16 protein-coding genes are annotated in these 17,344 nt (G+C 71.6%); 6 read left to right on the top strand and 10 right to left on the bottom strand.

What is annotated here, in order from left to right; genetic code table 11:
* Positions 1–11 precede the first annotated feature (11 nt).
* Positions 12–1,088, top strand: coding sequence for an SAM-dependent methyltransferase (locus NKJ47_RS15015; RefSeq protein ID WP_254458637.1), 1,077 nt, complete (start codon positions 12–14; stop codon positions 1,086–1,088).
* Between the two features lie 236 nt (positions 1,089–1,324).
* On the opposite strand, the gene NKJ47_RS15020 is transcribed toward NKJ47_RS15015, so the two are convergent.
* Both NKJ47_RS15020 and NKJ47_RS15025 read right to left on the bottom strand, forming a co-directional pair.
* The gene (locus NKJ47_RS15020; protein ID WP_254458638.1) at positions 1,325–1,669 is read right to left on the bottom strand and encodes a RidA family protein; all 345 of its coding nucleotides are present in this window, start codon (positions 1,667–1,669) and stop codon (positions 1,325–1,327) included.
* A complete protein-coding gene (locus NKJ47_RS15025; protein ID WP_254458639.1) occupies positions 1,666–2,343 on the bottom strand; it encodes a DUF998 domain-containing protein in 678 nt (225 codons plus the stop codon). The genes NKJ47_RS15020 and NKJ47_RS15025 overlap by 4 nt, the downstream gene beginning before the upstream one ends.
* A 251-nt stretch (positions 2,344–2,594) precedes the next feature.
* On the opposite strand from NKJ47_RS15025, the gene mprF reads away from it, so the two are divergent.
* The gene (mprF, locus tag NKJ47_RS15030; protein WP_254458640.1) at positions 2,595–5,159 is read left to right on the top strand and encodes a bifunctional lysylphosphatidylglycerol flippase/synthetase MprF; all 2,565 of its coding nucleotides are present in this window, start codon (positions 2,595–2,597) and stop codon (positions 5,157–5,159) included.
* A gap of 482 nt (positions 5,160–5,641) precedes the next feature.
* Here mprF and NKJ47_RS15035 read toward each other — a convergent pair whose 3' ends face one another.
* The 5 genes from NKJ47_RS15035 to NKJ47_RS15055 all read right to left on the bottom strand — a co-directional run bounded on the left by NKJ47_RS15035 (position 5,642) and on the right by NKJ47_RS15055 (position 9,263).
* Positions 5,642–7,039 (bottom strand): virulence factor family protein, encoded by a 1,398-nt coding sequence (locus tag NKJ47_RS15035; RefSeq protein ID WP_429002543.1) that lies wholly within the window; start codon positions 7,037–7,039, stop codon positions 5,642–5,644.
* 145 nt (positions 7,040–7,184) lie between these two features.
* Complete coding sequence (locus tag NKJ47_RS15040) at positions 7,185–7,370, bottom strand: oxidoreductase-like domain-containing protein (protein ID WP_254458642.1); 186 nt, start codon at positions 7,368–7,370, stop codon at positions 7,185–7,187.
* 78 nt (positions 7,371–7,448) lie between these two features.
* Complete coding sequence (locus NKJ47_RS15045) at positions 7,449–8,048, bottom strand: HD domain-containing protein (protein ID WP_254458643.1); 600 nt, start codon at positions 8,046–8,048, stop codon at positions 7,449–7,451.
* Positions 8,045–8,716, bottom strand: a complete 672-nt coding sequence (thpR, locus tag NKJ47_RS15050) for an RNA 2',3'-cyclic phosphodiesterase (RefSeq protein WP_254458644.1) — start codon at positions 8,714–8,716, stop codon at positions 8,045–8,047. The genes NKJ47_RS15045 and thpR overlap by 4 nt, the downstream gene beginning before the upstream one ends.
* A 91-nt stretch (positions 8,717–8,807) precedes the next feature.
* On the bottom strand, positions 8,808–9,263 hold the full coding sequence (locus NKJ47_RS15055; protein ID WP_254458645.1) for a PA2169 family four-helix-bundle protein: 456 nt from the start codon (positions 9,261–9,263) through the stop codon (positions 8,808–8,810).
* A gap of 447 nt (positions 9,264–9,710) precedes the next feature.
* Here NKJ47_RS15055 and NKJ47_RS15060 point away from each other — a divergent pair, with 447 nt between their 5' ends.
* Complete coding sequence (locus tag NKJ47_RS15060; protein WP_254458646.1) at positions 9,711–10,859, top strand: tetratricopeptide repeat protein; 1,149 nt, start codon at positions 9,711–9,713, stop codon at positions 10,857–10,859.
* Between the two features lie 6 nt (positions 10,860–10,865).
* Here NKJ47_RS15060 and NKJ47_RS15065 read toward each other — a convergent pair whose 3' ends face one another.
* Complete coding sequence (locus NKJ47_RS15065; RefSeq protein ID WP_254458647.1) at positions 10,866–12,068, bottom strand: MFS transporter; 1,203 nt, start codon at positions 12,066–12,068, stop codon at positions 10,866–10,868.
* A 246-nt stretch (positions 12,069–12,314) separates the two neighbouring features.
* On the opposite strand from NKJ47_RS15065, the gene NKJ47_RS15070 reads away from it, so the two are divergent.
* A complete protein-coding gene (locus NKJ47_RS15070; protein WP_254458648.1) occupies positions 12,315–13,403 on the top strand; it encodes an alkene reductase in 1,089 nt (362 codons plus the stop codon).
* 121 nt (positions 13,404–13,524) lie between these two features.
* Here the strand turns inward: NKJ47_RS15070 and NKJ47_RS15075 are convergent, their stop codons facing one another.
* A complete protein-coding gene (locus NKJ47_RS15075; protein ID WP_254458649.1) occupies positions 13,525–14,403 on the bottom strand; it encodes a LysR family transcriptional regulator in 879 nt (292 codons plus the stop codon).
* A gap of 112 nt (positions 14,404–14,515) precedes the next feature.
* Between NKJ47_RS15075 and NKJ47_RS15080 the strand changes: the two genes are divergently transcribed.
* Complete coding sequence (locus NKJ47_RS15080) at positions 14,516–15,727, top strand: serine hydrolase domain-containing protein (protein WP_254458650.1); 1,212 nt, start codon at positions 14,516–14,518, stop codon at positions 15,725–15,727.
* A complete protein-coding gene (locus NKJ47_RS15085) occupies positions 15,724–16,923 on the top strand; it encodes an MFS transporter (RefSeq protein WP_254458651.1) in 1,200 nt (399 codons plus the stop codon). The genes NKJ47_RS15080 and NKJ47_RS15085 overlap by 4 nt, the downstream gene beginning before the upstream one ends.
* A gap of 64 nt (positions 16,924–16,987) precedes the next feature.
* Here NKJ47_RS15085 and NKJ47_RS15090 read toward each other — a convergent pair whose 3' ends face one another.
* Positions 16,988–17,329, bottom strand: a complete 342-nt coding sequence (locus NKJ47_RS15090; protein ID WP_254458652.1) for a zinc ribbon domain-containing protein YjdM — start codon at positions 17,327–17,329, stop codon at positions 16,988–16,990.
* Positions 17,330–17,344: the final 15 nt, after the last annotated feature.

Genomic DNA, 17,344 nt, shown 5'->3' on the forward strand with positions numbered 1-17,344 from the left:
GGAGATCCGCCATGTCCAGCACCTTCGCCACCTCTTCCCCGCCCGCCGTTCTGGCCGAGCCGCTGGCCACGCGCCTGGCCGAATCCGGCCTGCTGCCCGACGCCGTGCTGCGCGCGGCGATGCGCCGGCTGTGCGCGCAGCGCCTGCGCGACGCGCGCGCCGGCGGCGCCGACGCGGCCTGGGAGCGCCAGCGCCTGCTGATCGAATCGCTGCGCGAAAGCGCCATCGCCATCGAGACCGATGCGGCCAACCGCCAGCACTACGAAGTGCCGCCGCGCTTCTTCGAGCTGTGCCTGGGCAAGCGCCTGAAGTACAGCAGCTGCTACTGGGACGCGACCACGCCCGACCTGGACGCGGCCGAAGAGCGCATGCTGCAGCTGTACGCCGAACGCGCGCAGCTGCGCGACCGCCAGCGCATCCTAGAACTGGGCTGCGGCTGGGGCTCGCTGACCCTGTGGATGGCCGAACGGTTCCCCGGCGCGCGCATCACCGCGGTGTCCAACTCGCGGCCGCAGCGCGAGCACATCGAAGCGCAGTGCCGCGCGCGCGGGCTGAGCAACGTCAAGGTGATCACCCACGACGCCAACACCCTGACCCTGCCGACCGAAAGCTACGACCGCGTGGTCTCGATCGAGATGTTCGAGCACATGCGCAACTACCGCGAACTGCTCAAGCGGGTCAGCCATTGGCTGGTGCCGGGCGGGCGGCTGTTCGTGCACATCTTCTGCCACCGCGACCTGGCCTATCCGTTCGAGGTGCAGGGCGAGGACAACTGGATGGGCCGGCACTTCTTCACCGGCGGGCTGATGCCGGCGGCCGACACCTTGCTCCAGTTCCAGGACGACCTGGCGATCGAACGCCGCTGGCTGCTGTCCGGCCAGCATTACGAGAAGACCGCCAACGCCTGGCTGCACAACCAGGACCGCCACCGCGACACGCTGATGCCGGTGCTGCAGGCCACTTACGGCGCCGACGCCAAGATCTGGTGGCAACGCTGGCGCATGTTCTGGATGGCCTGCGCGGAACTGTTCGGCTACGAACAGGGCCAGCAGTGGGGCGTGGCGCATTACCGGTTCGTCAGGCGCTGAGGCGCTGGGGCGCCGAGAATGGGGAATGGGGAATGGGGAATGGGGAATGGGGAAACGGGAATGGGCGTCCCGCGAGTCCCGGCATTGCCTGCGCATCCTGAGGATGCTTGCAGTCAGCCACGACAAGCTTTACCGGAGACGCCCGTCGCGGCGAAAGAAACTGCTCTACGCGGTCGCTCAGGCGACGGCACTGCCGCCTTTCCCATTCCCCATTCCCGACTCCCCAATCCCGGCCTTTACGCGGCCGCGGTAATGACGATCTCGATCTTCCAGGCCGGATCGGCCAGCTTGGCCTGCACGGTGGCGCGGGCCGGGGTGTTGCCCGGGCTGACCCATTCTTCCCAGACCTTGTTCATCTCGGCGAACTCGGCCAGGTCGGTCATGTAGATCTCCGCGCGCAGGATCCGGCTCTTGTCGGTGGCGGCCAGCGCCAGCAGCCGGTCGATCGCCGCCAGCACCTCGCGGGTCTGGCCGGCGATGTCGGCGCTGGTGTCGTCGGCGATCTGGCCGGCCAGGTAGGCCACGCCGTTGTACACGGTCATTTCCGACATCCGCGGGCCGGTATCGAAACGCTGGATCATGATGCGCTGTCCTGTAGTGGGAAACCGGTGCCATTGTCGCGCGATTGCGCAGCGGCTGCAGGCGCCGGCCGCCACAGCCGATACGCCACCGGCAACAGCCAGGCCAGGATCAGCGCGATCGCCAGTTTCTGGGTCAGCCCGCGCGGCGGCGCGCGCCACAGTACATGCACCCACAGCGCCGCGAACGCCAGCACCGCCAGCATCAGCGGTGCTCCAGCGCGGCGCTGCCACGCCTGCTGCCGGCGCAACCAGGCGCTCTGCAGCAGCATCGCCGTGGTCGCGCACAGGAACGCGGTCTGCGCGGACACCCCGTGCACCAGCGGCGCCAGCAGCGGCGCGCGCTGCGGCAGATAGCTGTCGCCGATCGCCACCCCGCACAGGCCGAGCGCGGCGCCCATGAACAACAGCGTCGGCGCGCCGCTGCGCGCGGACGGCGGCGCCTGCGCGTACAGGCCCGCCCCCAGCGCGGCCACGCCGGCGGCCAGCAGGACATACACGGTGCGCAGCAACAGGCCACCGCGGCCGTGCAGGTACTGGCTCAACGTGGCCTGCTGCCAGTGCAGGTCGGCACGCGCAAACTGCAGCGCCACGGCCACGCCGAGGAACAGCAGGGCCAGCGCCAGCGCCACGGCGCCGGCCGCGCGAGGCCAGCGCGACACGGACGGGGCGGGCATGCACACGGGCATTGCAGACGCGGGCATCGCAGGCTCCTGAGCGATCGGGGACCGCCGTCGCGGCCGTGGACGACGGCCTGCGCCGCGGTCCCGACGCCGTGCCGACGTACGATTCCACTATCATGCGCGTCGCCGGCGCTGCCGGCACACCACCCAACCGGTATCGCGATGGACCGTCTTCGTTCCGCCTGCAGCTTCGCCCTGACCCCGTCGCGCGCCGCGTGGCGCCTTTCCGCGCGCGCCCGTCCGCAATGACCGACGCCGCGCCCTCCACTCCCGCGTCCGTCCCCGGCTGGCGCCGTGCGCTGCCGGTGCTGGCCAGCCTGGCGATCCTGGCCCTGGCGCTGCATGCGCTGGCCACGGAGTTCAGCACCCACGGCTACAGCGCGATCCGTCACGCCTTCAACCAGCTGAGCCTCAGCCAGATCGTGCTGACCCTGTTGCTGGGGCTGAGCAGCTACGCCTGCCTGATCGGCTTCGACGCCATCGGCCTGCGCCGCAGCGGGCGCAAGCTGCACCCGATGCGGATCAGCATCACCGCGTTCCTGGCGCATGCGGTCGGACAGACCCTGGGCTTCGCCGCGCTGACCGGCGGCGCGGTGCGCCTGCGCGGCTACGGCCGGGTCGGCCTGAGCCTGGCCGAGATCGGCCAGGTGGTGTTGATGAGCACGCTCGGCTTCGTGTTCGGCGCCTGGCTGCTGCTGGCGCTGGCCCTGACCCTGGAGCCGGCGGCGGCGGCGCTGGCGCTGCCGGTCGGCGCCAGCGCGGTGCGCGCCATCGGCATCGCGCTGCTGGTGGGCTTCGCCACGATGCTGCTGCTCGCCGGCCGCGACGGCCGCACCCTGCGCTGGCGCAGCCATGAGCTGTGGCTGCCGGACCGGCGCACCACCCTCGGCGTGACCGCGCTGAGCGTGGTCGAGCTGGGCCTGGCCAGCGCCGCGTTCTACGTGTTGCTGCCCAACGAATCGGGAATCGAGTACATCGGCTTCGTCGGCCTGTATCTGGTCGCGGTGGTGGCCGGCCTGGTCTCGACCGTGCCGGCCGGCCTGGGCGTGTTCGAATGGAGCCTGCTCAAGCTGCTGCCCGGGGTGGCGCCGGCGGCGGTGCTGGCGGCGGCGCTGATCTACCGCATCACCTACTACGTGGTGCCGCTGCTGCTGTCGGTGCTGATGGCGTCGCTGTCCGGCCTGCGCCGGCCATTGGTCGCCAGTGCCGGCGGCGTGCGCGTGGCCTGGCGCACGCTGCGCCCGTGGCTGCCGCAGATCATCGCCCTGGCGGTGTTCGCGGTCGGCGCGGCGCTGGTCATCGACGGCACCCTGCCCACGCCCAAGCGCCGCCAGGACATGGCGCCGCTGTCGATCATGGAGACCTCGCACCTGCTGGCCAGCCTGGGCGGCGTGGTGCTGCTGCTGATCGGCCAGGGCCTGCAGCGGCGCAGCCATGCAGCCTGGGTGATGGCGATCGGCATCTGCGTGCTGCTGCCGCTGCCGGCCTGGCTGCGCGGCGGCCACGTCTCGGTGGCGCTGTCCTCGCTGGTGGTGGCGGTGGGCCTGTGGGGCGCGCGCCGCGAGTTCTACCGCGAGGGCGCGCTGCTCGACGAGGCCTGGTCGTGGCCGTGGCTGCGCAACCTCGGCCTGGTGCTGATCGCCACGATCTGGCTGCTGTTCTTCGTCTACAGCCACGTGGAATACCAGAACGAGCTGTGGTGGGAGTTCGCCACCTCGGCCAATGCGCCGCGCGCGCTGCGCGCGGTGCTGCTGGTCAGCGTGGCGGTGGTGGTGTTCGGGCTGGCGCGGCTGCTGCACAGCACCCGCTCGCCGCTGGCGCCGGCCGATGGCGTGCAACTGGACGCGCTGGCGCCGGTGCTGGCCGAGGCCACCGACACCCAGGCCTGCCTGGTGCTGACCGGCGACAAGGCCCTGCTGCAGGCCGAGGAGGGCCCCGGCTTCGTGATGATGCAGCGCTACGGCGGCTCGCTGGTGGCGATGGGCGACCCGGTCGGCGCGCCGGAGGTGGCCCGCGCGCTGATCTGGCGCTTCCGCGAGGAAGCCGACCGCATGGGCCTGCGCCCGGTGTTCTACCAGGTCGGCGAGCAGCACTGGCAGACCTACCTGGACCTGGGCCTGACCCTGGTCAAGCTCGGCGAGGAAGCGATGGTGTCGCTGGAGGGCTTCCATCTGGAGGGCCGCGACCGCGCCGACCTGCGCCAGGCCTGGAACCGCGGCAAGCGCAGCGGGCTGAGTTTCCGCATCGTCGAAGCCGACGCGGTGGACGCGCTGATGCCGGTGCTGGCCGAGGTCTCGCAGCAATGGCTGGAGGACAAGGCCGGCGCCGAAAAGGGCTTCTCGCTGGGCAGCTTCGACCCGGCCTACCTGCGCCGCTTCCCGATCGCGCTGGTGGAGTTCGAGGGCAAGGTCGTGGCTTTCGCCAACCTGTGGCAGGCCCCGGCCGGCCACGAGCTGTCGGTGGACCTGATGCGGCACATCGCCGACGCCCCGAAGGGCACCATGGATTTCCTGTTCATCGAGCTGTTCCTGTGGGGCCGCGACCAGGGCTACAAGCGCTTCTCGCTGGGCATGGCGCCGCTGTCGGGCCTGGCCCAGCACCGCCTGGCCGGGCGCTGGAACCGTTTCGGCAACCTGATCGTGCGCCACGGCGAACGCTTCTACGGCTTCACCGGCCTGCGCCGCTTCAAGTCCAAGTTCGCCCCCACCTGGCGCACCCGCTACCTCGCCGCCCCCGGCGGCATGCACCTGCCGGCGGCCCTGCTGGATGTGACCCGGCTGATCTCGCTGGATCCGCGCAAGCCGGAGTGAGGCCGGGATGGGGGAGTCGCTGGGGCGCGCTCCAGCGTTTGCGGGCATTTCGAGGCGTCGCTCCGCACCCTCATCCGCCCCTTCGGGGCACCTTCTCCCACAGGGAGAAGGAAAAGCGCTAGCCCCTCTCCCATCGGGAGAGGGGTTGGGGTGAGGGTACGGCCGCCATGCAGCGCCCGGTGAGAGCGCACGACGCTTGTCGCCGTGCGGGATCGAGATTTCAGCAGTCCGCGTCGCGGCTGAAGCCGCTCCTACGGCGGCAACCGCAGCCCCGTCCTGGTCCGTTGGTCTGACACGCTCCCCAGCGGAAGCAACGGCACCGCTGCTTGGGGTTTTTGTAGGAGCGGCTTCAGCCGCGGCGCGTTCCCGACAAGGCCTCGTCGCTGAGCCGCCCCCCCCCCCCCCTGCGCCGGCGCGAGCGGACAAGCCGGCACACACGACCAGCCCGCCAATCCCCAATCCCGACTCCCCAATCCCGGCGTCTACTGAATCCGCTGCAGGATCTGCTTGGCCAGCGTCGCGTAATCGCCCTGGAAATGATGGTCGCCGGGCAGCTTGACCAACTGCACCGCGCCCTTGGGCAGGTCCGGGCACAGTGCGTCGTCGTCGTCCTCGCCGTAGATGCACAGGGTCTGCGCCGGCGGCATCTTCGCCACTTCCGGGGCGATCGGCAGGCCGTCGTCGCCGGAGCTGATCCAGTTGGACACGTGGAACTCGTAGTCGGCGGTCTTGCCCACCGACAGCAACGCGGTGAGCTGCACCTGGTCGCGCATCGCGTCCGGCAACTGGTTGTAGGCCGCCGGCAGCACGTCGGCGCCCTGCGAGAAGCCGATCAGCACCACCCGCCCGCGCTGCCACAGGTGGCTGTAGTGGCGGTAGATCCGGTCCAGGTCGGTGGCGAAGCCCTGCGGCGTGCGCTCGCTCCAGAAGTAGCGCAGCGAATCCACGCCCACCACCGGGATGCCGGCCTTGGCCAGGGCACCGGCGACCTGCTGGTCGAGCCCGGCCCAGCCGCCGTCGCCGGAGACGAAGATGGCGAACACGTTGCCGTTGTCGGCGTCGGCCGTACCGGCGGCTGCCGGTACTTCGACCACCGGCAGCCCGGCCAGGTCGGCCGGGGTCGGCGGCAGGCTGATCCCGGGGCGGTCGCCCAGCGAACGCACCGCCGCGCGCAGCCCGGGGAGCGCATCGCCGCTGGCGCTGCGGCGGAACTGCCGCGCCTGCGCCACCTTCTGCACGAAGGCATCGCTCTGCTTGGTGCAGCGGTCGCGCCGGGACTTGGCGTCCAGCGCCGCCAACCACGGCACCGGCAGCGCGGTCGGCTGCAGCGCGCGCGCCGGCGCGGTGATGCCGGGGCCGCAGATCTGGTCGTCGAGCACCTGCACCGGGCAGAAATCCTCGGTCAGCAGGCCCGCCAGCAGGTGCTTGGGCGCCTGAGCGGCGACCGCATAGGCCAGCGCGGCGCCGTCGCCGTCGCCGACCAGCAGCGGCAGGTGATAGGTCGGCACGTGGAAATAGGCCTGCACGTAGCGCGAGAAATTCTCCACGTCGCCGGCGGAGAAACCGCAGGTGCCGTCGATCTTGGCCAGCACCGCCTGCAGGTGCGCGCTGTCGATCACTGCGACCATCGCACCGTCGGCGCGCAGCGCCTCGACCTGGCGCATGCGCTCGGCGTCGGCGTGCTTGCCGCCGGCGAACCACAGCACCACGCGCTGCGCGTTGCCCTTGGGCAACAGCACCGGCACCTGCTCGAAGCGGCCGTGGCTGAGTTTTTCCGGCGCCGCCGGTGCGCCGGCCCGCGGTGCGGCGGGCGCGGCGGCGCCCGGTGCCGCGCCGGCGGTTGCGGTGGCCAGCAGGCCGCCAAGTGCACATCCCCACATCCAACCGCCACGCTTCTGCATCATCCGGCCATCCTGAAAAGGCGTGTAAAGATAATCCCGAACGGCGGCGGCGCGAAGCGCAGCGGGCACGGCGGTTCATGCCGGGTACGCCGGACACCGCCGATCGCGTGCGCCGCCAGGCCCGTCAGCCGTCCGCGTCGGCGCCGGGATGGCGCAGCCGCCAGGCCGCCAGCGCCTGCCGGTAGCGCTCCAGTTCCTCGTGGTAGAGGTCATAGACGCACAACGGGCAGCCGCTGTCGCAGCAGTCGCTGGGGGCCGGCGGCAGCGGTGCCTGCGGGCGGGGATCGGCGTCGGCGGCAGGGTCGGACATGGGGCTCGGTGGTGGCGGCCGGGGCGGACCGGCGCGGCAGTGTAGAAGAAGGCGGTGCCAGCCGCGGTCGCCGCCCGGTCAGCAGATGGCCTGGCGCAGGTTGGCGCGCGCGGCCGCGTCGTAGCGCGCATGGAACCGCTCACTGAGGAAGATCCGCGGCTGCGCCAGCACGGTGCGCAGGAAGGCGCGGCGCTTGCGCCGGTACAGCCAGCCCGGCACCACCGCGCGGTACTCCTCGGCGATGGCGCGGTCGTAGGCGGCGAAGGCCTCCGGCGCGGCGCCGAGGATCGCCATGTCGCAATCCAGGAACAGCGCCGCCTCCGCATCCACCGACGCGGCAGTCAATTGCCCGTGGCGTGCGGTGAGTTCGATCAGCGCGGCCACCCGCGCCGCATCGACGCCAGCCTCCGGCAGCCACTGCGCGATCGCCGCCTCGGCCAGGCGCGCCGACTGCGCTTCGTTGTCGCCGCGGCCGGCGCGGTACACCGCATCGTGATAGAGCACGGCCAGGTAGACCTCGCGCGGTTGCCGCCAGCCGGTGTCGGCGGCGACCTCGGCGTAGTGCGCCAGCACCGCCTCGACGTGGCCGAAATGGTGATAGGCGCGCGGCGGCTCGGCGTAGGCCGCGCGCAGTTGCGCCCATTGCGCATCGGGCAAAAGCAGCGGCGCCGCGTTCATGCGTCGCTCCGCGCAGCATCGGCATGCAACGGCCAGCGCGCCTCATGCAGGTAACGGCCCTGCCCCTGCACGCTGCGGATCAGGCTCAGCGACGCTGCCTGCCAGCGCAGCGCAGGCACGCGCTGCGGCGCCAGCGCCCGATCGACGTAGGCCAGGGTCATGTGCGGCAGGTAGGCGCCGTCGGCGCGTGCGGCCACGCCGTGCCGGGCCAGTTGCTGCTGCAGCGCCTGGCGCAAGGCCTGCAACGGCGCCGGTTCGGCATCGCCGCGCAAGATCAGCGGGCGACTGCGCGCGCGGCTGTCGAAGGTCGCCGCCTGGTCGAACGCCAATGTGAACGGGGCGGCCGCCAGCGTCTGTCCGGCCGCGCAGGCCTGTCGCAGCAGTCGCGGCGGGATCCCGGCGTACTCGCCGAGATAGTGCAGGGTCACATGCAGCCGCTCCGGCGGCAGCGCGCGGCCGTGCAGGCCATGCGCCTCGCACAGCTGCCGACCGAGGCGATGCACCGCCTGCGCGGTCTGCGCATCGGGCAACAGGGCGAAGAACAGGCTTTCGCGCGCGGCGGGCGCGTCGAAGCCGAGCGAGAACTGGGCGCCGTCTGGCGCGGCATCGGGACACATGGCGGGAGCGGCAAGCGCCGCGATCGGGTCGGGCAGCGGTCGAGGGCGCATGGTAGCAAGCGCGCCGCACCGTGGCAGACACCGGCACGTCGGCCCGGCGCGCGCCGCGAAGGCGGCGTGCCGGGCCGGCGGCGGACGGCGATCAGGCCGCGTTCTTCATCGCGTGCTTGCGGGTGCGCATCACGTCGTGGCAGGAGCGCACTTCCGGCAACAGGCGGGTGGCGGCGTCGCGCGCGGCCACCGGGGTGTCGGCGTCGGCGATGGTCTCGTTGAAGGCCTTCAGCAGGCGGTCTTCGGACTCTTCCAGCTCGGCGACGTAGCCGTACTTGGTGTCGCCCAGCGTCGCACGGACCTTGCCGTACATCTGCTGCATGCTGCCGACCAGGGTGCCGTGCTCTTCCGGCTTGCCGCCGACCGACTGCACCACCGCGCTCAGGCTGCTGACGATGTCCGACTTGACGCCGGCGATGCGCAGGAACAGCGCCGACAGTTCGGCGTCGCCCACCTTCTTCGCGGCTTCTTCGTAGAAGTCCTTGCCGTCGCGGGAAATGGCGATGAGGTCGTTGAGGCTGTGGGTGGTCTTGCTCTGGATGCTCATAGGGAACTCCTGTGGCGAGGCCGGCGATATCGCGCAACGGGCACACGGGGGTGAACCTGGATATCGCACGGCGCGGTCGAAAGGATTGCCGCGTTGCGTGGTGATGGCGATGCTGGACAGACCGGCATAAAGCGCACGTGAGCCATCTGCGCTCGCTCGTCACACCGCATTGCCCCGGGTGAACACGCGTTCATCGGCGGCAATGCGCAGACAGGCATGTGGTGAAGTTTTCACCATCCTGTCTGCGCGCATTGCAACACCTGCTTGGCAGCGACTTATCCACATCGTTGCCCCATGCTCGTCCACAGCGCCTGTGGATGAAGACCACCGCCGATCGCGGGCGCCGGATGCCGCTTGTCGGCACCGCCGCTGCCGCCTCCCCGCGCCGGCGGCAGGGGCCTATAGTGCGAGCGAGCCCTAGCCCTGCAGGGCACCGCGAGGTGCGTGATGTTCGCCTGGACCGCGTTCGCCCTGCTCGCCGCCGCCGCGGTCGCCGCGCCGCCGATGCCGCCATCGCGCCCTGCGCAGGCGCTGCAGGCGACGCCACCAACCGCCGTGCCGACCACCGCGTCGACGCCGATTCCGACGCCGGAACAGATCATGCAGCTGCCGCCGGCGCTGCACGCGCTGCTGCGGCAGCGCATCGACCCGCGCGCCGACGCCGAGCAGCGCCTGCAGCAACTGGTGGCGCTGGCCTTCGACACCAACGGCCTGAACCTGCGGTACGACCCCAAGGCGACCCACAGCGTCGCCGAGAGCTACGCCAGCGGCCGCGTCAACTGCCTGTCCTTCACCCTGCTGTTCGTGGCGATGGCGCGCGACGTCGGGCTGCCGGCGCAGGTCCAGGAAGTACGCCGCGTGCTGAGCTGGTACGAGGACGGCAACGCGCTGTACAACGTCGGCCACGTCAACGTCGGCGTGCGCGTGGACAGCGGCCGCGGCAGCATCGACCTGGACCGTAGCGTGCTGATGGACCGGCGTGGGCCGCACCCCATTTCCGACCGCCGCGCCCTCGCCCACTACTACAACAACCGCGGCGCCGAACTGATGGTCGACGGCGACCTGGACGGCGCGCGCGCGCATCTGGCGATGGCCATGCAGATGGATCCGCGCTTCGCCGGTGCATGGAACAACCAGGGCGTGCTGGCGGTACGCGATGGCGACAGCGCCGCGGCCGCACGCCACTACGCCAAGGCGCTGGAGATCGATCCGGAGCACCTGCCGGCGCTATCCAATGCCCTCGCCCTGGCCCGGCGCCTGGGCGACGGCGCGCGCGAGGCCGCGCTGCAGACGCAGATGGGACGCGTGCGCCAGCGCGATCCGTTCCAGCAATACCTGCTCGGCACCGAAGCGGAGCAACGCCAGGACTACGCCGCGGCGATCGCCTACTACCGGCATGCGCTGCACCTGTACGACGGCGCCCACCTGCTGTACTTCGCCCTGGCCCGCGCCTACCTGCACAGCGGCGATACCCGCCGCGCCACCGCGGCATTGCGCGAGGCCATGGCGCACGCCGACCCGGCCACGCAACCGCGCTACCAGGGCAAGCTGGACGCGCTGCGGCGGCTGTCCTCGACCGCGCGGCCGCCGCGTTAGCGCACGCTAGCCGGCGGCGGGCGCGCAGGCGCCGCGCCGTGCCGCCTGGCGCGCCCACAGGTAGATCAGCAGGCCGCCCACCGCCATCGCCGCGCCGACGTAGCCGGTGGACGTCCAGCCCAGGCCGGCGCCGATCGCGATCCCGCCCAGCCACGGCCCCAGCGCGTTGGCCAGGTTGAACGCGGCATGGTTGGAGGCCGCGGCCAGGGTCTGCGCGTCGCTGGCCACGTCCATCAAGCGGGTCTGCAGCACCGGCGCCAGCGCGCCCATGCTGCCGACCGCGATCACCGCCGGCAGCACCGCCCACTGCGAGGTCGCCGCCAGCGGGAACGCCAGCAGCACCGCCAGCGACCACAGCAGCACCAGCGGCACCGCGCGGAACTGCAGGCGGTCGAACAGCCAGCCGCCGGCCAGATTGCCGAGCAAGCCACCCAGCCCGAACGCGCCCATCGCCACCGGGATCCAATGCTCGGAAACGCCAGTGACGTCGATCAAGGTCGGCGCCAGATAGCTGAAGACGCAGAACATGCCGGCGAAGCCGATCGCGCCGATGCCCAGCGCCAGCCACACCTGGGTGCGGTTGAACGCGCGCAGTTCGCGCAACGGCGAGGGCCGCGCTTCCTGCGGATCGGTCGGCAGCAGGCGCGCCACCAGCACCACCGTCAGCACCGCGATCACCGCCACCAGGGCGTAGGCATAGCGCCACTGCGCCACCTGGCCGAGCCAGGTCGCCAGCGGGTTGCCGACCAGCACCGCCAGGTTCAGGCCCAGCAGCACCCGGCTGACCGCCGCACCACGCTGGTCGGACGGCCCGATCGACGCCGCCACCAGGGTCGCCACGCCGAAGTAGGCGCCATGCGGCAGGCCGGCGACGAACCGCGCCAGCAGCATGCTCGGATAGTCCGGAGCCAGCGCGCTGGCGAGATTGCCGAGCGCATAGAAGCCCATCAGCGCCAGCAGCAGGCGCCGGCGCGGCCAGCGCGCGCCGAGGATCGCCAGCAGCGGCGCGCCGACCACCACGCCCAGCGCGTAGGCGCTGATCAGGTGCCCGACGTGCGGCGCATCGATGCCCAGGCCACGGCCGATGTACGGCATCAGGCCCATGGTGGAGAACTCGCTGGTACCGATCGCGAAACCGCCCATCGCCAGCGCGAACAGGATCAGCACGTAGCCGCGCCGCGACAGCGGCGCCGTGGCGGATGAGGTCATGCGCACGTCCCGAGAGAAGGGCTGCGCATTATTGTGCATTGCAGCAAGCCCTGCATCCCCTCGTACGCAACGCCGCGTTGCATTGCGCCTGACACGGCGGCACGCCGACCAGCGTGCAGCCGCAGCAACGCACTGTCCCATCGCGCCGCCGCGAAAGCGCCGGATGCGTCCCCATCTCCTGTACGCACAGCGCCTTGCAGCGTCCCGCTGTAGGGTCCGCGCTACCCCCACCACCGAGAGACACCAATGACCGATACCGCTTCCCCGCTGTTCACGCCACTGCGCCTGGGCGCGATCGCACTGGCCAACCGCATCGTGATGGCGCCGCTGACCCGCAATCGCGCCGAAGGCGAAGGCCGCATCCCCTCGCCGCTGGCCGCCGAGTACTACGGCCAGCGCGCGAGTGCCGGCCTGATCGTCGCCGAGGCGACCCAGATCAGCCCGATGGGCCAGGGCTACAAGGACACCCCGGGGATCTACAGCGACGCGCAGGTCGCGGCCTGGAAGACGATCACCGACGAAGTGCATCGCCGCGGCGGCAAGATCGTGCTGCAGCTGTGGCACGTGGGCCGCATTTCCCACGTCAGCCTGTTGCCGGACGGCGCCGCGCCGGTGGCGCCCAGCGCGCTGCGCGCCGACGCCAAGACCTTCACCGCCGAGGGCTTCACCGCAGTGTCGGCGCCGCGCGCGCTGCGCCTGGATGAGATTCCCGGCGTGATCGAGGACTACCGCCGCGCCGCCCGCAACGCCATCGCCGCCGGTTTCGACGGCGTGGAAGTGCATGCCGCCAACGGCTACCTGATCGACCAGTTCCTGCGCGACGGCAGCAACCACCGCGACGACGCCTACGGCGGCAGCATCGAGAACCGCACCCGCCTGCTGTTCGAGGTGGTGCAGGCGGTGGCGCAGGAGATCGGCGCCGACCGCACCGGCGTGCGCCTGTCGCCGGTGACCCCGGCCAACGATGCGCGCGACAGCGACCCGCAGCCGCTGTTCGAGCGCGCGGTGGAACGCCTGGATCCGCTGGGCCTGGCCTTCCTGCACGTGATCGAGGGCGCCACCGGCGGCCCGCGCGACAACATCGCCTTCGACTATGCCGCGCTGCGCGCCAAGTTCCATGGCCCGTGGCTGGTCAACAACGGCTACGACAAGGCGCTGGCCGAAGACGCCGTGGCCTCCGGCCGCGCCGACGCGGTGGCGTTCGGCCGCCCGTTCATCGCCAACCCGGACCTGGTGGAACGGCTGCGTCGCGACGCCCCCTTGAATCCGCTCGACACCGACACGCTGTACGGTGGCGGCGCCAAGGGCTACATCGACTACCCGACGCTGGATTGATGTCCGCTGCGTGGCTGCGGCAAGTATGCCGCAGCCCGCGGTAGCAAGGCCGCGGGCATCGGCTATGCGTGCCGCAACCGGCCATGCCGCTGCCCAACGCCATTGTCCGCTTCCGGCACACCTAGAACATCAACCGCTCGCCGAGGAAATCGACGAACACGCGCAGCTTCGGCAGCATGTGCCGGCTCGACGGCCACAACAGATGGAAGGTGCCGGTGGAATCGACATAGTCGTCGAGCAGCGTGCGCAGCGTGCCGGCTTCCAGTTCGGCGCGCACCGAATGCTCCGGCAGGAAGGCGATACCGCAGCCGCGCAGGGCGAAGTTCAGCCGCGTCTCGATGTTGTTGCAGACCATCGACACGGGTAACGGCAGGCCAGCCGCCGCCGCACCCAGCGGCCAGGCTTCCAGGCGCCCGCTGCTGCGGAAGCGGTAGTGCAGGCACTGATGCGTCAGCAGATCGGCCGGCTGCAATGGCGTGCCGCAGCGCTGCAGGTAATCCGGTGCGGCCACCAGGCAGCGGCGGAAACTGCCCAGGCGGCGCGAGGCCAGCCGCGAATCGTCCGGCTCGGCCACGCGCAGCACGGCATCGAACCCCTCTTCGATCACGTCCACCAGGCGGTCGTCGAAATCCAGGTCCAGCTGGACCTGCGGATAGGCGCGCATGAAGTCGCCCAGCACCGGCAGCAGCACGTTGTTGTTCATCGGCAGACTGATCCGCAGCCGCCCCTTCGGCGTCGCCGCCAGGCTGCCCAGCTCGCCGCGTGCCGCTTCGACCTCGGCCAGGATGCGCCGGCAGCGCGGCAGGAACAGCTGGCCTTCGGCGGTCAGGGTCAGGCTGCGGGTGCTGCGATGGAACAGGCGCACACCCAGCGACTGTTCCAGCCGCGCCACGCTCTTGGCCATCGCCGAGGCAGACAGGCCCAGCACCCGCCCGGCCTCGGCGAAGCCGCCGTTCTCCACCACCTGCACGAAGCCACGCAGGCTCCCCAGACTGTCCATCGCAGCGCCCCCATTGCGGACATTCGTGTCCTTGCAGCCAGGAACTCTACCCGTCTTTTTCCGCAATCGGCAGGCGTCCACGCTGCAGCTCCCTTCACCGAGCGCTGCGCCCATGCCCGCCTCTTCTACCACTGCCTCCGCGTTTCCCTCCCCTGCGCAGCCACCGCTGTCGCCCCACCAGGCCGCGCCGCTGGATGCCGCGATCGACGCCGCCCTGCAGCAACAGCGGCTGGTCGGTGCGGTGGTGCTGGTCGCCCATCGCGGCGCCTGCGTCTACCGCCGCGCAGCCGGCTGGGCCGACCGCGAGGCGCAGCGGCCGATGCATGAGGAGACCCGCTTCCGCCTGGCCTCGGTCAGCAAACTGATCGTCGCCACTGCGGCGTTGGCGCTGGTGGCGCAGGGCCGCCTGAGCCTGGACGCGCCGATCGCACGCTGGCTGCCGTGGTTCCGCCCCGCCCTAGCCGACGGCCAGGTGCCGGACATCAGCCTGCGCCAACTGCTCAGCCACAGCGCCGGATTCGGCTACCGCTTCCTCGAACCCGAAGGCGGCCCGCTTGCGCGCGCCGGCGTCTCGGACGGGATGGACAACAGCGGCCTGAGCCTGGAAGAGAACCTGCGGCGGCTGGCGCAGGTCCCGCTGCAGTACGCGCCGGGCAGCGGCTGGGGCTATTCGCTGTCGATCGACGTCGCCGGTGCGTTGCTGCAGGCGGCCAGCGGCCAGCCGCTGGCGCAGCTGGTCCATGCGTTGGTCACCGCCCCGCTGGAGATGCGGGCCACTGCCTTCCATGCCGAGGACGCCGCCACCCTGGCGGTGCCTTACGTCAACGGCCGGCCTGCGCCGCATCGGCTGGGCGAAGGCGAAGTGGTCGCGCCGTTTGCCGACGGCGCCGGCATCGTCTTCCATCCCTCGCGCGCGCTGGACCGCAACGCGTTCGCGTCGGCTGGCGCCGGCATGGTCGGCACTGCCGGCGACGTGCTGCGACTGCTGGAGACGCTGCGGGGCGGCGGCGCGCCGCTGCTGCCGGCTGCGCTGGTCGCAGAGATGGGCCGCGCCCAGGTCGGCGAACTCGGTCCGCCGGACGCACCGGGCTGGGGCTACGGCCTGGGCTTTTCGGTGCTGCGCGACCCACGGCCGACCGCGACCCCGGAAGCGCCCGGTAGCTGGCGCTGGGGCGGCGCCTACGGGCATAGCTGGTTCGTCGACCCGGCCCGGGAGTTGAGCGTGGTGGCGCTGACCAACACGCTCTACGAGGGCATGTCCGGCGCGTTCGTCGGGCAGCTGCGCGATGCGGCGTATGCCGCGCTGCGCGGCGCGGGCGCATGAACGGCGTGGCGCCGGCACCGCGTCGGGACGCCGCGCTGCCGCAGGCCGCGCCGCGCCTGCCCTGGAGCGGCCTGCTCGCGCTGGCCTGCGCCGGGTTCGTGACCATCCTCACCGAGACGCTGCCGGCCGGCCTGCTGCCGGCGATGGCGGTGGGGCTGCAGGTCGAGGCGGCATGGATCGGGCAACTGGTCAGCGTCTACGCGTTGGGCTCGCTGCTGGCCGCGATCCCGCTGACCAGCGCGACCCGGCGCTGGCGCCGGCGGCCGTTGCTGCTGCTGGCCATCGCCGGCTTCGCCGTCGCCAACACGGTCACCGCGCTATCCGGCGACTACGCGTTGATCCTGGCCGCACGCCTGCTCGCCGGCGTCAGCGCCGGCCTGCTGTGGGCCTTGCTTGCCGGCCACGCCAGCCGCATGGCGGCGCCGGCACAGCAGGGCCGCGCGATCGCGGTGGCGATGATCGGCACGCCGCTGGCACTGGCCTTGGGCATTCCGGCCGGGACCCTGCTCGGGCAGCATCTGGGCTGGCGCTGGGCGTTCGGCGCGATGTCGCTGCTGAGCCTGACGCTGCTCGCCTGGGTGCGCGCCGCGGTACCGGACTTCGCCGGCCAGGCGCCGCAGGCGCAACTGCCGCTGCGCCGGGTCATGGCGCTGCCCGGGGTCGGCCAGGTGCTGGCGACGCTGCTGCCGTTCGTATTGGCGCACAACCTGCTCTACACCTACGTGGCGCCGCTGCTGGCGCGGATCGAGCCCGAGCCCGCGCTGGACCGTTACCTGCTGCTGTTCGGGCTGAGCGCGCTGCTCGGCATCGTCGGAGTCGGGGTGTGGATCGACCGCTGGCTGCGGCCGCTGCTGCTGGCGAGCATCACGCTGTTCGCGCTGGCGGCACTCGCGCTGGCGCTGTGGCCACGGGCGCCGACGCTGGTGGCGACGGCGCTGGCGCTGTGGGGATTGGCCTTCGGCGGCTGCGCCACGCTGTTCCAGACCGCGATGGCGCGCCGCGCCGGCGCTGCCGCCGATCTGGCGCAATCGCTGATCGTCACCACCTGGAACCTGGCGATCGCCGTCGGCGGCGGACTCGGCGGCGCGCTGTTGCAGCGCTACGGGGTCGCTGCGCTGCCATGGAGCGCCTTGGCGCTGTTGTGCGCGGCCTGGATCCTCGCGCTGCCGGCGCGCGCCTGGGCGCGCAGCGGCTGAGCCGGCGCGCCGCCGCCGCGCGTCTTGCATGGCGCGCGGCGCGGCGCCCCGCCGCGTCGGCGACTCACGCCTTGCGCAGGAAGCAGGTCTTCAGCACCAGGCCCTTGATCTTGTCCGAATTGCCTTCGATGTGCTCGGCATCGTCCTCGACCAGGCGGATACCGCGGATCACCGTGCCCTGCTTGAGCGGGATCGACGCGCCCTTGACCTTCAGGTCCTTGATCACCACCACCGTGTCGCCGGCCTGCAGCACGTTGCCGTTGCTGTCGCGCACCACCGTCGCCGCGTCGTTGGCGGCCTCGGCCGCGACCGACCACTCGTGGCCGCAGTCCGCGCAGACCCAGTTGGCGCCGTCGACATAGGTGTTTTCCAGGGTGCATTGCGGGCAGGCGGGTGCGGCGGGCATGGGGAGTCCTTGATA

Source organism: Xanthomonas sacchari, from assembly GCF_024266585.1.
Classification (GTDB): Bacteria; Pseudomonadota; Gammaproteobacteria; order Xanthomonadales; family Xanthomonadaceae; genus Xanthomonas_A; species Xanthomonas_A sacchari_C.

What these genes read in the sequence shown, in the direction of transcription:
- NKJ47_RS15015 (WP_254458637.1), top strand. Translation starts at nt 12, where the DNA reads ATGTCCAGCACCTTCGCCACCTCTTCCCCGCCCGCCGTTCTGGCCGAG.
- NKJ47_RS15020 (WP_254458638.1), bottom strand. Translation starts at nt 1,669, where the DNA reads ATGATCCAGCGTTTCGATACCGGCCCGCGGATGTCGGAAATGACCGTG.
- NKJ47_RS15025 (WP_254458639.1), bottom strand. Translation starts at nt 2,343, where the DNA reads ATGCCCGCCCCGTCCGTGTCGCGCTGGCCTCGCGCGGCCGGCGCCGTG.
- mprF (WP_254458640.1), top strand. Translation starts at nt 2,595, where the DNA reads ATGACCGACGCCGCGCCCTCCACTCCCGCGTCCGTCCCCGGCTGGCGC.
- NKJ47_RS15035 (WP_429002543.1), bottom strand. Translation starts at nt 7,039, where the DNA reads ATGTGGGGATGTGCACTTGGCGGCCTGCTGGCCACCGCAACCGCCGGC.
- NKJ47_RS15040 (WP_254458642.1), bottom strand. Translation starts at nt 7,370, where the DNA reads ATGTCCGACCCTGCCGCCGACGCCGATCCCCGCCCGCAGGCACCGCTG.
- NKJ47_RS15045 (WP_254458643.1), bottom strand. Translation starts at nt 8,048, where the DNA reads ATGAACGCGGCGCCGCTGCTTTTGCCCGATGCGCAATGGGCGCAACTG.
- thpR (WP_254458644.1), bottom strand. Translation starts at nt 8,716, where the DNA reads ATGCGCCCTCGACCGCTGCCCGACCCGATCGCGGCGCTTGCCGCTCCC.
- NKJ47_RS15055 (WP_254458645.1), bottom strand. Translation starts at nt 9,263, where the DNA reads ATGAGCATCCAGAGCAAGACCACCCACAGCCTCAACGACCTCATCGCC.
- NKJ47_RS15060 (WP_254458646.1), top strand. Translation starts at nt 9,711, where the DNA reads ATGTTCGCCTGGACCGCGTTCGCCCTGCTCGCCGCCGCCGCGGTCGCC.
- NKJ47_RS15065 (WP_254458647.1), bottom strand. Translation starts at nt 12,068, where the DNA reads ATGACCTCATCCGCCACGGCGCCGCTGTCGCGGCGCGGCTACGTGCTG.
- NKJ47_RS15070 (WP_254458648.1), top strand. Translation starts at nt 12,315, where the DNA reads ATGACCGATACCGCTTCCCCGCTGTTCACGCCACTGCGCCTGGGCGCG.
- NKJ47_RS15075 (WP_254458649.1), bottom strand. Translation starts at nt 14,403, where the DNA reads ATGGACAGTCTGGGGAGCCTGCGTGGCTTCGTGCAGGTGGTGGAGAAC.
- NKJ47_RS15080 (WP_254458650.1), top strand. Translation starts at nt 14,516, where the DNA reads ATGCCCGCCTCTTCTACCACTGCCTCCGCGTTTCCCTCCCCTGCGCAG.
- NKJ47_RS15085 (WP_254458651.1), top strand. Translation starts at nt 15,724, where the DNA reads ATGAACGGCGTGGCGCCGGCACCGCGTCGGGACGCCGCGCTGCCGCAG.
- NKJ47_RS15090 (WP_254458652.1), bottom strand. Translation starts at nt 17,329, where the DNA reads ATGCCCGCCGCACCCGCCTGCCCGCAATGCACCCTGGAAAACACCTAT.